This is a genomic window from Thiosulfatihalobacter marinus (genome assembly GCF_016019955.1).
Classification (GTDB): Bacteria; Pseudomonadota; Alphaproteobacteria; order Rhodobacterales; family Rhodobacteraceae; genus Shimia; species Shimia marinus_A.
In genome coordinates this window covers 260,387-275,766 of record NZ_JAECRZ010000002.1, presented here as the reverse complement: position 1 = coordinate 275,766, position 15,380 = coordinate 260,387, and the positions used below count along the sequence as shown (strand labels likewise).

14 protein-coding genes and 1 tRNA gene are annotated in these 15,380 nt (G+C 61.8%); 3 read left to right on the top strand and 12 right to left on the bottom strand.

What is annotated here, in order from left to right; genetic code table 11:
* Positions 1-51 precede the first annotated feature (51 nt).
* Positions 52-918: a methylenetetrahydrofolate reductase [NAD(P)H] gene (metF, locus tag I3253_RS04355; protein ID WP_197916421.1), complete on the top strand. Its 867-nt coding sequence runs from the start codon at positions 52-54 to the stop codon at positions 916-918.
* Positions 919-1,207: 289 nt separating this feature from the next.
* Here metF and I3253_RS04350 read toward each other — a convergent pair whose 3' ends face one another.
* A complete protein-coding gene (locus I3253_RS04350) occupies positions 1,208-1,624 on the bottom strand; it encodes an Hsp20/alpha crystallin family protein (RefSeq protein WP_197916420.1) in 417 nt (138 codons plus the stop codon).
* 89 nt (positions 1,625-1,713) lie between these two features.
* Here I3253_RS04350 and I3253_RS04345 point away from each other — a divergent pair, with 89 nt between their 5' ends.
* Both I3253_RS04345 and dtd read left to right on the top strand, forming a co-directional pair.
* Positions 1,714-2,616 (top strand): carbohydrate kinase family protein, encoded by a 903-nt coding sequence (locus I3253_RS04345; RefSeq protein ID WP_197916419.1) that lies wholly within the window; start codon positions 1,714-1,716, stop codon positions 2,614-2,616.
* A complete protein-coding gene (gene dtd, locus I3253_RS04340; RefSeq protein WP_197916418.1) occupies positions 2,613-3,050 on the top strand; it encodes a D-aminoacyl-tRNA deacylase in 438 nt (145 codons plus the stop codon). The genes I3253_RS04345 and dtd overlap by 4 nt, the downstream gene beginning before the upstream one ends.
* Here dtd and glpK read toward each other — a convergent pair.
* The 11 genes from glpK to I3253_RS04285 form a co-directional block, all read right to left on the bottom strand.
* Entirely contained in the window at positions 3,047-4,531 is a 1,485-nt protein-coding gene (gene glpK, locus I3253_RS04335) for a glycerol kinase GlpK (protein WP_197916417.1), read from the bottom strand. The two genes, dtd and glpK, sit on opposite strands and share 4 nt — an antisense overlap.
* Before the next feature lie 151 nt (positions 4,532-4,682).
* Positions 4,683-6,569, bottom strand: a complete 1,887-nt coding sequence (locus I3253_RS04330) for an acyl-CoA synthetase (protein ID WP_197916416.1) — start codon at positions 6,567-6,569, stop codon at positions 4,683-4,685.
* A 227-nt stretch (positions 6,570-6,796) separates the two neighbouring features.
* Positions 6,797-8,596, bottom strand: coding sequence for an ABC transporter transmembrane domain-containing protein (locus I3253_RS04325; RefSeq protein ID WP_197916415.1), 1,800 nt, complete (start codon positions 8,594-8,596; stop codon positions 6,797-6,799).
* Between the two features lie 123 nt (positions 8,597-8,719).
* Positions 8,720-8,793 (bottom strand) — tRNA-Gly (locus tag I3253_RS04320).
* A 201-nt stretch (positions 8,794-8,994) separates the two neighbouring features.
* Positions 8,995-9,993 (bottom strand): Gfo/Idh/MocA family protein, encoded by a 999-nt coding sequence (locus I3253_RS04315; RefSeq protein WP_197916414.1) that lies wholly within the window; start codon positions 9,991-9,993, stop codon positions 8,995-8,997.
* Complete coding sequence (locus I3253_RS04310; protein ID WP_197916413.1) at positions 9,990-10,760, bottom strand: amidohydrolase family protein; 771 nt, start codon at positions 10,758-10,760, stop codon at positions 9,990-9,992. Before I3253_RS04310 ends, I3253_RS04315 begins: the two co-directional genes overlap by 4 nt.
* Complete coding sequence (locus I3253_RS04305) at positions 10,757-11,728, bottom strand: NAD(P)-dependent oxidoreductase (RefSeq protein ID WP_197916412.1); 972 nt, start codon at positions 11,726-11,728, stop codon at positions 10,757-10,759. Before I3253_RS04305 ends, I3253_RS04310 begins: the two co-directional genes overlap by 4 nt.
* Before the next feature lie 7 nt (positions 11,729-11,735).
* Positions 11,736-12,419 (bottom strand): RraA family protein, encoded by a 684-nt coding sequence (locus tag I3253_RS04300; RefSeq protein ID WP_197916411.1) that lies wholly within the window; start codon positions 12,417-12,419, stop codon positions 11,736-11,738.
* Positions 12,416-13,507 carry an ABC transporter ATP-binding protein gene (locus I3253_RS04295; protein WP_197916410.1) on the bottom strand — a complete coding sequence of 364 codons (1,092 nt, stop codon included), beginning with the start codon at positions 13,505-13,507 and terminating at the stop codon, positions 12,416-12,418. Before I3253_RS04295 ends, I3253_RS04300 begins: the two co-directional genes overlap by 4 nt.
* 13 nt (positions 13,508-13,520) lie before the next feature.
* Positions 13,521-14,372 carry a carbohydrate ABC transporter permease gene (locus I3253_RS04290; protein WP_197916409.1) on the bottom strand — a complete coding sequence of 284 codons (852 nt, stop codon included), beginning with the start codon at positions 14,370-14,372 and terminating at the stop codon, positions 13,521-13,523.
* Entirely contained in the window at positions 14,372-15,292 is a 921-nt protein-coding gene (locus I3253_RS04285) for a carbohydrate ABC transporter permease (RefSeq protein WP_197916408.1), read from the bottom strand. The genes I3253_RS04290 and I3253_RS04285 overlap by 1 nt, the downstream gene beginning before the upstream one ends.
* Positions 15,293-15,380: the final 88 nt, after the last annotated feature.

Sequence of the window (15,380 nt, the reverse complement as noted above, 5' to 3'; positions counted from 1 at the left end):
AGATGCCACGTGTGGGACATGAGGACAACCACAAGTTCTGGACCCATGATCATGACCTCACCTGATATTTCTTTTGAATTCTTCCCGCCGCAAAACCTGGAGGCGTCGTTTCGGCTGTGGGATACGGTACAGGCGCTGGCGCCACTGACCCCGCGGTTCGTGTCGGTGACATATGGAGCCGGGGGCACAACCCGTGACCTGACCCGCGACGCGGTGGCAACGCTGCACAAGTCAAGCGGCCTGAACGTCGCCGCGCATCTGACATGCGTGGATGCGACCCGCGCCGAAACCCTGAAGATCGCCGAAGATTTCGCCGCCGCCGGAGTGTCCGAGATCGTGGCGCTGCGTGGCGATCCTCCCAAGGGCAGCGACGGGTTCCGCCCGCATCCCGAGGGGTTCGCCCATTCGGTGGAACTGATCGAGGCGCTGGCGGACACCGGCAAGTTCACGATCCGCGTGGGCGCCTATCCCGAGAAACACCCGGAAGCCGCAGACCGCAAGGCCGATATCGACTGGTTGAAACGCAAGATCGACGCGGGCGCAACCGAGGCGCTGACACAATTCTTCTTCGAGGCAGACGCGTTCCTGCGGTTCCGTGACGATTGTGCCGCCGCCGGAATCGACGCCCCGATCGTGCCGGGCATCCTGCCGATCGAAAACTGGAAAGGCGTGCGCAATTTCGCGCGCCGCTGCGGCACCACCATCCCGGCATGGCTGGAGGATGCCTTTGCCAAGGCCACCCGCGACGGACGCGAGGATCTGCTGGCCACGGCGATCTGTACCGAATTGTGCTCGGACCTACTGGACGAAGGCGTGAACGCGCTGCATTTCTACACGCTCAACCGCCCCGAACTGACACGCGATGTGTGCCATGCCCTCGGGGTCGTACCGCAGGTGCGGTTGGAAAACGTCGCCTGATCTACCAGCATCGAGACAAGAGCAAAGCTTGGTTGGGGGCGCTGCCCCCGTCGCCGCAAACGGCGACTCCCCCGGGATATTTTTCGCCAAAAGAAGACGGTGGTACTCCCCAGCCCGAAAGCCGGGGAGCTTCTCATGGCGCGGCCATCGGCGTCCCCGCCTGTACCGCAACTTGAGGCTAATCTCACAAGGTTAAGCAATCATTTCTTCTTTTGGCCTCAAATATCCCGGGGGTGAACTGGCCGCCACGCGGCCAGGAGGGGGCAGCGCCCCCTTTTCCCGGGCACAATCATCCCCGGTTGATCTTCACTGTCTTTGCAGCGCGTGTCTCAGGCTTTTGACGCGGTACCACGATAGAAAGCACACCATCCTTCAGATCAGCGCGCACCGCCGCTTCATCCGCATCAGCCGGGAGCCGGAACGAGCGCGAAAACGCCCCGTATTGGCGTTCGGAAAAGAACCAGGTTTCGCCCTGCTCTTCGCGGCTTGTGCGTTTCTCGCCCTTCACAGACACCACCCCGCCATCCACTGTCAGTTCCAGATCATCCTCGCCCACGCCCGGCAACTCCATGCTGATCCTGTAAGCGCCATCATCCGAAGATGCCTCGGAGGCGGGTGAAAGCCAATCAGCCAGCCGCGCCCCGGCCGCGCGAAAAGGTTCATACAACGAGGGCCAGAGCCCGGCGGCTTGTGATTTCTCAACCATCTGTTTCCTCCTTTGTCTGGTTGTTTTCACCCTGATATTGTCGCAAATTCTCAACTGATTGTCCTTGATACCGCGCAAAGGCGGCGCCCATGATCCTGACCTGCGGCGAAGCCGTGATCGACATGATCCCCACGCCCGATGGGACAGGCCAGATGCGCACGCTTACCGGTGGAGCGGCGGTGAACACCGCTATCGCGCTGGCACGGCTGGGCCGGCCAGTGGGATTCTGGGGCGGTCTTTCAAGCGATGCGCACGGCGAGATGCTGCAAGACGCCCTGCGCCGCGAGGGCGTGGACATTTCGCGCGCGCCGGTGCTGAACGCGCCTACCCCCGTAGCATCGGTGCGCCTGGTCAATGGCCACCCGCAATTCGAGTTCCAGGACGCGGACAACGCCACAAGCAACACCAACGCCGCATGTCTGCCTTCTCTGGACGACATTGCCGCGCTGGTGCTGGGCGGGCTCAGCCTGATCCATCGCCCGGGAGCCGGCGCGTTCGAAGCGGTGATGCAACTGGCCGGACCAGACCGGCTGACGCTGCTGGATCCCAATATCCGCCCCGCGCTTGTCGGGGGGGACCCGTCCGGGTATCGCGCCAGGCTGGCACGCATGATCGCCATGGCCGACATACTCAAACTGTCGGACGAAGACATCGCCTGGCTACATCCCGACCCGCCGAACACCCTTTTGACCGGGCGCGCCTGTGTGGTGGTACACAGCCACGGCGCCGGCGGCGTGACCGTGTTCACCCGGCATGGCAGTCAGTCAATCCCGCCCCCCCGCGTGACAGTGACAGACACCGTGGGCGCGGGCGACACGTTCAATGCGGGCTTCCTGGCAGGATTGGCGCAGGCTGGCTGCCTTGGGCCGCGCGCCCTGGCACTGGCCGGACCAGACACGATCCACGCCGCCGCCTCGCTGGGCGTGCAGGCCGCCACGCTCTCGGTCACACGCGCCGGAGCCCCCCCCCCTTATCGAAAGGACTTGCCATGAGGGCCCTGTTGCAACGCGTATCCGAAGCCTCGGTCACAGTGGATGAAGACATCCTCGCAGAAACTGGCGCCGGCCTGTTGGTTCTGGTCTGCGCCATGCAAGGCGACAGCACGGTCCAGGCGGACAAGCTGGCGGCAAAAATCTCCAGGCTGCGGATATTCCAGGACGAAAACGGCAAAATGAACAGATCGCTGCTGGATACCGGCGGCGAAGCGCTGGTGGTATCGCAATTCACCCTGGCCGCCGACACGCGCAGCGGCAACCGGCCCGGATTCTCCGCCGCCGCCCCACCTGGCGAAGGAGAGCGCCTGTACACCTATTTCGCCGATCAACTGGCCGCACAGGGCATCGGCGTGGCGCGCGGGCGGTTCGGCGCCGACATGAAGGTTCGTTTGCTCAATGACGGCCCGGTGACGATCTGGCTGGAGGTCTAAACCGTCAGCGTCGCCGACACGGCCCGTTTCCAGGCTCCATAGCGCCGCGCCCGCCAGGCGTCGTCGCGTGCGGGGGTGAACTGCCGCTCAATGGCCCATGTTTTGGCAAATCCGTCGATGTCCGGGTAAATGCCCGCCTGCATCCCCGCCAGCCATGCGACACCGCGCGCGGTGCTTTCCAACATCTGCGGGCGATCCACCGGGGCGCCGGTGACATCGGCCAGAAATTGCATGGTCCAGTCGCTGGCTGCCATGCCGCCATCCACCCGCAACACAGTCGCATCCGGAGGGTCGAAATCGGCCCGCATCGCCTCCAGCAGATCGCGCGTCTGAAACCCGACACTTTCCAGCGCCGCACGGGCAAATTCCGCCGGCCCGGAATTGCGAGTCAGACCAAACACCGCCCCACGCGCCTCTGGCGCCCAATAGGGCGCGCCCAGCCCGGTAAAGGCTGGCACCAGGATCAGATCCTGCGCCGGGTCGGCGGCCGCTGCCAGCACGGCGGTTTCCGCCGCTTCCGCAATCAGCTTCATACCATCGCGCAGCCACTGCACCACCGCCCCGGCAATGAAAATCGCGCCTTCCAGCGCATAGGTCGGCGTACCATCCAACTGGTAGGCGATGGTGGTCAACAGCCGGTTTTGCGACATTACCGGCGTGGCACCGGTATTGAGCAACGCAAAACAGCCCGTGCCATAGGTGGACTTCATCATGCCAGGGCGAAAACAGGCCTGCCCCACCGTGGCCGCCTGCTGATCGCCGGCCACCCCCCGGATCGGGACCGGCACGCCAAACAGTGCCGGATCCGTCGTGCCGAATTCGGCCGCACAATCGCGCACCTCGGGCAGCATTGCCATCGGCACATCCAGCAGCGCGCAGATTTCCCGCGACCAGCATCCGGCATGAATATCATACAGCAAACTGCGCGCGGCATTGGTGGCATCGGTCGCATGAACACGTCCGCCGGTCAGCTTCCAGATCAGAAAGCAATCCACCGTCCCGAACAGCAGATCCCCCGCCTCGGCCCGTGCCCGCGCGCCCTCGACATTGCCAAGCAGCCAGGCCACCTTGGTGCCGGAAAAATACGGATCCAGAAGCAAACCGGTGCGCGCGGCAACCTCCGCCTCGTGCCCGGCGTCCTTCAGGGTCCGGCACATGTCCGCCGTGCGCCGGTCCTGCCACACGATCGCCTTGTATATGGGCACGCCGGTCTCGCGATCCCACACCAACGTGGTCTCGCGCTGATTGGTGATGCCGATCCCGGTAATCTGCGACACCGGGATTCCGGTGCTCGCCAGCACCTCGCGACAGGTTTCAACCGTTGTGCGCCACAGATCATCGGGATCGTGCTCGACCCAGCCCGAATGCGGGAAATGCTGCGCAAACTCTTCCTGCGCGCTGGCCACCGGGCGCAGATCGCCGTCAAACAGGATCGCCCGGCTGGATGTCGTGCCCTGATCGATCGCCAGTATATGGCCCATGTCACCTTCTCCCTGCGTCGTCCTGCACCAGCCTAATCCGCACCCCCCACACCATCAACGACAAAGGGCGCGGCAACCGCCCCCGCGCCCTTGGTCTTCATTTTGCCGGAAATACTCCGGGGGTGTGGGGGCTGGCCCCCACTCCGGCGCCTCAGGTCCACTCCCAGGGGCGTGTGAACGCCCCCAGCACCTTGCCAACCTCGTCATCCGACGCATCGCCATTGTTGGCCAGTTGCGCCACCAATCCCCGCTTCTTGTCATCCAGAACCGAGGTCACGCGCGCGGGCACACCGGCCTTTTCCAGCTCGGCATTGTAAATGCGCGTGATCGCGGATTTGCGCAGATCGGGCTTGAACACCTTGCCCACCGCCGTCTTGGGAAGTTCCGCCAACACCTCGACATATTTGGGCTGCGCCGCACGTTCATGCACATGCACCTTGCAATGTTCGCGCAGTTCCTCGGCGGTCACGCTTCCGCCCGCAACCAGTTCGACATAGGCACAGGGCACCTCACCGGCATGGGCGTCGGGCTGGCCGATCGCCCCGGCAAAGGCCACGGCCGGATGGGTCAGCAGGGCCTCTTCGATCTCGGCCGGATCGATATTGTGGCCACCGCGAATGATCAGATCCTTGGCGCGGCCGGTGATCCAGAGATAGCCATCCGCGTCCACCCGGCCCAGATCGCCGGTGCGCAGGTATTTCTCCTTGTAGAACAGATCCTTGTTCTTGTCGGCCTCGGTATAGGTATGGCCGGCGAAAACACCGGGGTTGGACACACAGATCTCGCCCACCTCGTCCGTGGCGCACTCCTCCAGCCCGGTCTCTCCCTCCTTGACGATGCGCACATCCGTGTGGGGGAACGGCAGGCCGACCGAGCCGACCTTCTTGGCGCCCGTGGGCGGGTTGCACGACACCAGACAGGTCGCTTCGGTCAGGCCATAACCTTCGACCACATCCACACCGCAGGTTTCCTCGAACCGCTTGAACAGTTCCATCGGCATCGGCGCAGAGCCGGAAAACGCGGTCTTCACCGTTGACAGATCGGCATCCACCGGGCGCTGCATCAACGCCGATACGGCGGTGGGCACGGTGATGATGAACGAGATTTTCCAGCGTTCGATCAGCTTCCAGAAATTGTCGAACACCCCGTCGCCGCGATAGCCCGCGGGGGTCGGGAAGATCACGTGAGACCCCGCCGAGATCGCCGCCATCACGATCACATGCACCGCAAACACATGAAACAGCGGCAGCGGGCACATGATGTTGTCTTGTTCGGTGAACAACAGACGATGCCCCAGCCAGCCATTGTAGATGATGCCGGAATATTTGTGCTGGGCCACCTTGGGCATCCCGGTGGTGCCACCGGTGTGGAAATAGGCGGCAACGCGATCAATCTTGCGGTCTTCAAAATCCAGCGTCGTGTTCTGCCGGGCCAGTTCCCTGTTGAAATTCTTCAGGTCCGCGTGATGCGCCACGGCATCCGGGTTCTTGGGCCGGATCAGCGGCACGATCCAGCTTTTGGGCGGGGTCAGGTAGCGCACAAGATCCACTTCCAGAACCGTGTGCACCTTGGGCGCATGGCGAACCGCCTCGGCCACTTTCTGGGCCACGTCCGTCTTGACAAAGGATTTCAGCGTGACCACCACCTTGGCGTTGGTTTCGCGCAGGATCGCGGCGATCTGTTCCGGCTCCAGCAACGGGTTGATCGGGTTGACGATCCCGGCGATCGCCCCGCCCAGCATGGTGATCAGGGTCTCGTTGGCATTGGGCAGGATATAGGCGATGGTATCGTCTTCCTTCACGCCCAGCGACCGGAACAGGTTGGCGGCCTGACATACCTTGTCGTGCAACTCGGACCAGGTCAGGGTCTCGGCCTTGTCTTTGGGGCCGGACAAAAGCTGATAGGACAGCGCCGGACGGTTCCCGAACCTGTCCCGTGTCCGCGCGATCATGTCATACAGCGTCACCGGAAGGTCACGCGCCTCCCAGGCCATTTCCTGTTCAATTTTCTTCAGGTCATCGAGCGATGCGAAGCTCATATCCGGTCTCCCCCCATTTATGGTGTTCCGGCGGATCCCGGATGGCCCGCGCGGTCTTTGCATCAAGGATGCAGGCTAATTCCGCATCCCGCAAGCTTTTGACCAGCCCTGACCTAAAGTCAGGTCTTTCGGGACGTGGCGTAAAACCGCGCAGCCCTGCCGGGCCCTTCGGAGCAAGCAGAGCCAGGCCGGTTCGGCACCGCGCGGGGCGCACCCGTCAGAGCGGCCTATTCGGCGGCAGCCCCATGGGTGAACTGCAACCGCGCCAGGCGCGCATAAAGACCACCCTGGGCCACCAGGTCGTCATGTTTGCCCTGGGCCACGATGCGCCCGTCTTCCATGACGATGATGCGGTCGGCCTTTTTCACCGTGGCCAGACGGTGCGCGACGATGATGGTGGTGCGGGTCTGCGCCAGTTCGTCCACCGCCTGTTGCACCAGCCGTTCGCTTTCGGCATCCAGCGCCGACGTGGCCTCGTCCAGCAACAGGACCGGCGCGTCACGCAGAATGGCGCGGGCGATGGCGATACGCTGTTTCTGCCCGCCCGACAGCATCACGCCGCGTTCGCCCAGCGGGCTTTCATAGCCCTCGGGCAGGGCCGCGATGAAATCATGCGCGGCGGCAGCGCGGGCCGCGGCCTCGACCTCGGCATCGGTGGCCTGAAGCCGGCCAAAGCGGATATTCTCGCGCGCGCTGTCGGCAAAGATCACCGGATCCTGCGGCACCAGCGCGATATGCCGGCGGAACCCGTCGCGCGCCATGTCCGGCAGCGCCACCCCGTCCAGCAGGACACGCCCCGCCTGGGGATCGTAAAAGCGCAGAAGCATCTGGATAATCGTGGTCTTGCCCGCGCCCGACGGCCCCACAAGCGCCACGGTTTCGCCTGGCCGGATGGTCAGGTCGATCCCGTCCAGCGCCGAGATGCCGGGGCGCGACGGGTAATGGAAACTCACACCGTCAAAGGTGATCTCGCCGCGCACCGCGTCCGGCAGGGCGGCGGGCTGCGCGGGATCGGTGATGTCGTCATGTGACTGCAACAGCTCGACAAGCCGCTCGGTGGCCCCGGCGGCGCGTTGCAACTCGCTCCAGATTTCCGAGAGCGCGCCCACGGCCCCGGCCACCATCACCGAATAGATCACGAACTGCACCAGCACGCCCACGCTCATGCCCCCGGCACGCACGTCGCGCGCGCCGATCCACAGCACAACGACAACGCCGGTGAAAATCAGGAAGATCACGATCATCGTCAGCAGCGCGCGGGTATTGATGCGCCGCATGGCGGCAAGCAGCGACAGGTCCGTCACGCGGCCGAATGTGGCGCGGGCGCGGGCCTCGTTGGTAAAGGCCTGAACCGTCTGCACCGACAAGAGTGCCTCGGAGGCGTTGCCCGAGCTTTCCGCGATCCAGTCCTGATTCTCGCGGCTGAGCTTGCGCAGGCGGCGGCCCAGCACAAGGATCGGCACAATCACCAGCGGCACGATCAGCAGCACCAGCAGCGTCAGTTTGGCCGAGGTATAAAGCATCAGCACCAGCCCGCCCAGAAACAGCAGGATGTTGCGCAGCGCGATTGACACCGACGAGCCGATCACCGACTGGATCACGGTGGTATCGGTGGTGATGCGGCTCAGCACCTCGCCGGTCATGATGTTCTCGAAAAAGGCCGGGCTCAGGCCAATGACCCGGTCAAACACAGCCTTGCGGATATCGGCCACCACCCGTTCGCCAAGCCGCGTGACCAGCATGTAGCGCAGTGCCGTCCCCACCGCGAGCAACGCGGCAAAGCCCAGCGCGACAAGGAAATACCGGTCCAGAAGCGCCTCGCTCTTGGTGCCGAAATTGTCGATCACGCGGCGCACGGCCATGGGCAGCATCAGCGACACGGTTGCTGTCAGCGTGAGCGCGAGAAGTGCGAGAACAACAAGCCCGCGATAGGGCCGCAGAAACGGCGCCAGACCACGCAATGCGCCAACGCGCCTGGACTTTTCGCGCTCCTGTTCCCCGTTTTGCGGCTGTGGTCGTCTGGCCATGTCTGTACCCCGGATGCGTGTTCCCGCGTTAGTGGCGTTCCGGCGCGGGGGCGTCAACCCGCGAGTTGCCACGGGCCGGCCGGACCGGGTGCCGAATTTTGTCAACGGGGACAGGGAAGAAACTGGAGCGGGCGGCGGGAATCGAACCCGCGTCATTAGCTTGGAAGGCTAAGGTCTTACCACTACACAACGCCCGCTCAACAAATCCACTTCCTATGTGAATGAAAAATCGAGGTCAAGGCCAATGGAAAATGCTGTGGGAATAATTTTAACTGGACCCTACAAGGGCAGGCAATCTGCGCCGTCGCACAGCGAAGAGATGATGCTTTGATCCGAACGGTGAACCGGAACTATCGCCCCCAATCCAATGACCTCCCAACTCTTTTCGGCACAACTTTTTACAAAGGGATCGCCCAATTATGTTCCGAAAGCTGATAGATATGCCCCACGATCGTTTGCAGCACCAAAGCATCTTTGAACTCGGTGTCGAACCTTTCCCCTGTTTTGACGTTGTCTCGGAAATGTCTGATCGTTTCTGCGTAGCTTACCTCATATGCCGAGACCGGATCCCAGGCATGAGCGCCAGTATCCGGCAATGTGATGGACCATCCATCCACGACTGGTTGATCGCCAGAATCCAGAAACAAGCGATCTCTTGGCATTTGAGGCGCATCGGTTACGCAGAAATCACCGATCAAGCGACCGGAAATGCCCCCCGCGACAAGGTCGACCACCGCCCGATCTTCTCCTCTCACCGCGTCGCAGCGGTAGGACAATCGCGCCTTTGCAATTTCGAGATCGCCAAAAAGGAAGGTCAATGTGTCGAGGTGATGGACCAGAAGTTCAAACACCAATAGCTGCGGCATGTCGGCGAAAAACGGCTGGCGCACGAGGGCTGGCAGCTGGCCGGTATGATCGGGCAACAAGCCAGAGCTTTCGACCCGGAATTCGAACTGTTTCGGGCGGTTGATCTCTCCGGCCTCAAGCGCCGACTTCAATGCACGGTAAGGATGTCGCCACCGCCAGTTCTCGTGCACCATCGCCCGCAGATGTAGGGATTGGTTTTCGACGATGGCCGCCGCTTCGGCCGCATTCGGGGCCAGTGGCTTCTGGCAGATGACATGCAGCCCTGCCGCTTGTGCCTCGGCAATAAGTTCGGCGTGGGTCGCGGGCGGGGTCACGATGTCTATGGCATCCAGATCACAGACAGAAATCATTTCGCCAAGTGTCTCGAAAACATGCGCGCCGGGCACCAGAACGGCACGAGCCTTGGCTTTGGAGAGGTCAGGGTCGGCGATTGCCACCAGCTGGGCATCGGGACATTCCCGCCAACCCGCCACATGGTATTGTGACACCATACCAGCGCCAACCAGACCAACTCGCAAGGGCCGGTTCATGGTGATCCCCAAAACAGGTTGCGCGCGTTGTTCGCAAAATCCGCGGTCGACAGGGTCGACGCCCACGCAAGGCATTGCGCATACGCGGGGCGATCATCGCTTGTATTGATAAACGGCCAGTCGGACCCCCAGATCAGACGCTCGGACGGAAACATGCCGACAACGCGTCTCGTCAAATCAGATTCATCCGGCCAGTTGGAACCGGCGATGCGGAACCCACCGGACAGCTTGAGCCATGTGTTCGGGCGTTTGGCAATATCACTTAAAGTGTCCATTCCGCCCTCAAGATCAGGGCGGCCCAGATGATCAAGGATTACCGGTCCTTCACCGGCGTCCCGAAGCGCATGTTGAGCAGCCATCGGCGAAGCTTGGATTGTTACGCACAAACCCGAAGCCAATGCCGCGTTGAGGAACTTCGCCAACTGTGTGGCATCACTTTGTGCCCTGTCGTCCGTCAGGTTCAGGCGGATGCCTACGATTCCGGGTGTCGATGCAAGGGCGTCAATTGCCGCCAAGTCATGGATATCAATGCCAGCGATGATCCGGAACCGGTCCGAAAAAGACGCGTAAGCGTCGAGCATGGATTGGTTGTCGGGTCCGTAGACACTTGCCGCGACCAGAACGGCGTGATCCACGCCATGGCGATCCATGACCCTTATCAGGTCATCGAGCGAGCCTGCCTCATCTGGCCCCGGCGCATAGCCCTTGCTGCCCGACGGATATGGATATCGCCAGGGGTCCAAGAGATGTACATGTGTGTCGATCATGCAGGCACCAGAGCCACTTCGTTGTTCAGCGCTTCTCCGGCCCGAAAGCGGGCCAGATTGGCGAACAGGGCGGTCATCTTATGCCCCATCGCGTCGCGCGTTCCGGCGGAAATATGCGGGGTCAGCATGACATTGGGCAAGCCGCAAAACGCGTGATCTGCGCTGATGGGTTCGCCCTCGAACACATCCAGCCCTGCGGCAAGCAATTTGCCCGAAGCCAGGGCAGACGCAAGCGCCGCATCATCGACGATGCCGCCACGGGCGGTGTTCACAAGGATCGCATCCTGTTTCATTCGGGCAATCTCGTCCGCGCCGATCAGATGCTGGGTCTTGGCAGACAGGGGCACATGCAGGGTCAGGATGTCCGAGGTTTCAACCACCTCTTCAAAACTCGCGGCTTTTGCGGGCAGGTCGGGCGATGGCGTCATCGCAGGATCAAAGGAAATACAATGACAGCCAAACGCGTTGAACCGCTTGGCCGCTTCCTGCCCGATCCGGCCAAACCCGATCAGGCCGACGGTCTTGTCAAACAGCTCGACCGACACGGGGCGCAGGGCGTTGACGTGCCAGCGGCCCTGCCGCAGCTCGGCATCGGCAAACGCTGCGCGCCGTGCCGCGCCCAAGGCCAGCAGAAGCGTGTGTTCGGCCACGCCAATCGTTGTCCCTTCGGGTGTCAATGCCAAACGGATATCGCGCGCGGTCAGGGCGTCGGTCGCAACCGTGTCATGATAGCCAACACCCTGATGATGCACGAGTTCCAGCTTTTTCGCCGCCGCAACCGCCTCAGCCGTCAACGGCTTGGCGGCGACAATGGCAACCTCGCAATCGGCGATCTTGGCAAACCGTTCGGCGTCGTCGTCGCTGTCCAGCGTGACAAGCTCCAGCCCTGCCCCCATCCGCGAGCGGATAAGGTCATACATCTCGGGTGTGCCGAGCGAGTTATAGAACACGCGTAGATTTCGGGTCATGGCGGCCTCAGTCAACGAAAGTGAACACTTGATCCAGCGGCAGGTCGGCAATCCAGCCGGGCGCTGTGGCACCCGCGGCGACGGCCTTCTCCATGGCGGCTTCTTTCTCGCGCACGGCTGCCAGAGCGGATTTGGCCTGTGCGATCTGGCCCGACGGGATCACGACAACGCCGTCTTCGTCGCCGCACAGAATGTCGCCGGAACTGATCGCAACACCGCCCGCTACCATCGGCAGGCCGACCGCGCCCGGGCCGTTTTTCTGCGGCGAGTTCGGACTGACACCTGCGGCAAAGACGGGGATACCCACCGCGTTTGCGCCGGATATGTCGCGGATCACCCCATCGGTCACAATGGCAACGATCCCGGCGTTTTTGGCCATGCCGATCAGAAGATCACCCAGCACCGATGCCTCTTTGTGGCCGCCGGTCGCGATGACCATCACGTCACCCGGCTGGGCCAGTCGCAGCGCCGCCCACGGCGCAAGATTGTCACGCGGTCCGGCATTCACGGTGAGTGCCGAGCCGGAAAACGTCTGCGCTTGAGTGGTCGGTTTGATGGCCAGATCCATCGCGCCGGTGCGTCCAATCGCGTCAACGATATTGCCCACCGGAGCGTCGGCAAAATGAGCCACGTCATCCGGATTGGCGCGGGCGATGGTACGGGCGGCTGTCAGTTTGTCTGCAAAGCTCATTTTTTGTCTCCGGTGAAGGTGTTTGTGGGGATGGCAAGGCCGGTTTCGGGGTCAAAGAACCGGGCCATGTCCGGGTCACATGTCAGGTGGATCGTGTCATCAAGCCGTGCAGGCGTTTCGCGCCCGCCGCGCAGAATGACAGGCTTGTCATTGCCGGCTTCGACATGCACCAGCGTTTCCGCGCCAAGGCTTTCCAGAGACACCACACGCCCTGAAACGACCGCTTCGGCGGCATTATCGGTGGGGCGCAGATCCTCGGGACGCAGGCCAAGCGTGACCTTCGTTCCAGGCGCAAAGCCGGTGCCGGCAATCCGGCCTGTGCCGGTTTCGATGCCGGTTTCGGACGCTGTGGCCGGCATCAGGTTCATCGGCGGATTGCCAAGGAAAGACGCCACAAAGGTCGAGGCCGGGTTCAGATAGACATCCATCGGCTTACCGATCTGTGCGACCTTGCCGTGGCTCATGATGCAGACGCGGTCGCCCATGGTCATCGCTTCGACCTGATCGTGGGTCACGTAGATCATCGTCGCCTGCAATTCCTGATGCAGCCGCACCAGTTCTGCACGGGTCGACACCCGCAGCGCCGCATCAAGGTTCGACAATGGCTCGTCAAACAGGAACACTTTGGGGTCGCGGACAATGGCGCGGCCAAGGGCCACCCGTTGACGCTGACCACCGGACAGGGCGTGCGGCTTGCGATCCAGATACTCGGTCAATCCGATCGAGGCGGCGACCTCGTCGACGCGCTTTTTCACCAGCGCCTTGTCTGCCTGCCGTCGCTTGAGGCCAAAGCCCAGGTTGTCGCGCACCGTCATGTGCGGATAAAGCGCATAGGATTGGAACACCATCGCAATGTCGCGGTTCTTGGCGGGCACCGCATTCATGCGCTCGCCGTCGATGGACAACTCGCCCTCGGTGATGCTCTCCAGCCCTGCGATCATCCGCAAGGTGGTGGATTTGCCACAACCCGAGGGCCCGAGCAGGACCATGAACTCGCCATCTTCGATGATGATGTTGACATCCTGAACCGCCATGACGGCGCCGTTCCCGTAGCTTTTGCCAACCTTGTCTAGTTTCACAATTGCCATGTGTTTGGTCTTTCTATTTCACGGCTCCGGCGGTCATCCCCTGGATGAGACGCTCGGAGAAAAACACGTAGATCAGCACCACCGGTACGATCGCGATCATCAGGCCGGTGGCGATCATGCCGACATCCTCGAGCTGATCGCCCAGGAAACGCAAAACGCCCAAAGGCAGGGTGCGTTTGTCGTCTTCGGTGATCAGCACGACGGCATAGAGGAACTCGTTCCACAAAAGGATCGTGTTCAGGATCACCGTGGTCGAGATTGCAGGCAGCGCGACGGGCAGAGATATCTTCCAGAAAATCGCCCATTCCGAATATCCGTCAATCCGCGCCGCTTCGAACAAGTCCTTGGGAATGCGTGCGAAAAATGCTTCGAGGATATAGATCGTCACTGGCAGCTGGATCGAGACATAGACCAGAACAAGCCCGATCCGGCTGTTGTATAGCCCATAGTCCACCATGATCTGGAACAGACCGATCACTGTCACCTGTGGCGGAAAGATGATGGTCGAGAAGATCAGGAAATAGACAACCCCCTTGAACCGGAACCTGTAGCGCGCAAAGCAATGTGCCGCCATGCCGCCGATGATGGTCAAAAGGGCCACCGCAGATAGAACGATGCTCACCGAGTTGAAAAAGTAAGTGTCATAGTTGCTGTCAAGCCAGGCGCTCGCGAACTTGTCGAAATGCCATGGCCAGGGCAGCGCATATGGATTGGCCGCGATCTCGGTTGTGGTGCGCAGCGACATCGACGCAACCCAGACAAAGGGTCCGGCCGAATACGCGGTGTAGATCACGATGAACAGAAGCAACGCGGCCATACGCAGGCCCGAAGCGCTGATGCGGGGGGATTGGGATGCGGCGCTCATCAGTATTCCAACTTGTCTTTTTGGCGGAACAGGAAGGTCAGCCCCAACACCCCGGACAGGACGATGAAGAACCAGACAACCGCAATCGTCGAGGGATATCCAAGGTCGAAGGTCGACCACTGAAAGGCACGTTTGTAGACATAGGTGGACACGGTCTCGGTCGCCCAGAGGGGATTGCCTTGTGTCGTGACCCAAACAAGGTCGAAGACCTTCATCTTGCCGATGAAACTCAGCACGATCAGGTTGAGGAGTGTCGGACGGATCAGCGGCAGGATGACGAACCACAGCTTGGAGAACCAGCCGCAATTGTCGAGTTCCGCAGCTTCCAGAACCTCCGAGGGGAGCGAGGACATGGCGGCAAGGATCACGACCATATTGAACCCGGTCCACATCCATGTGGTGACAGCAATCAGTGACGCCAACGCGGTATCAGGATGGCCGAGCCAGGGTTGCGCCCAGCTCTCCAGCCCCAGCCCGCGCAGCATCGTGTTCAGCGCGCCCCATTCATAGTTGTAGATCCACATCCAAAGGATACCGACCACGACATAGGACATCAGAACCGGCGTGAACCACGCCACGCGCAGGACACGTGAAAACGGCACCTTGGCATAAAGACACAAGGCCAGAAGGATCGCGATTGTGACCTCGAGGATCGGCGCCACGGCCGCCCAGGTCAGGGTGTTCCAGACCGCCTTCCAGAAAATCCGGTCAGTCCATAGCTCGACATAGTGGGTGAAGCCAACCCATTCTGCCGGCCGGTTGGGCACGATCAGGTGGGTCGAGTTGTAGAAGGTCCGCAGAACCGGCAGCGCGGTAAACGCGGCATAGATCAGAAGTGCGGGCAAAAGGAACGTGGTGATCGCACCAAGCGGATTGGCGTGATCCTTTTCCTTTTTCGCGGGTGGTGATGAGTTGGTCACGGGGCGAATTCCGGTTTGTGAATGGTGACTGGGCAAGGGCAGCGGCCCTTGTCTGGGGTGTCCCGTAGATGCGGGCCGGACGAGAGGA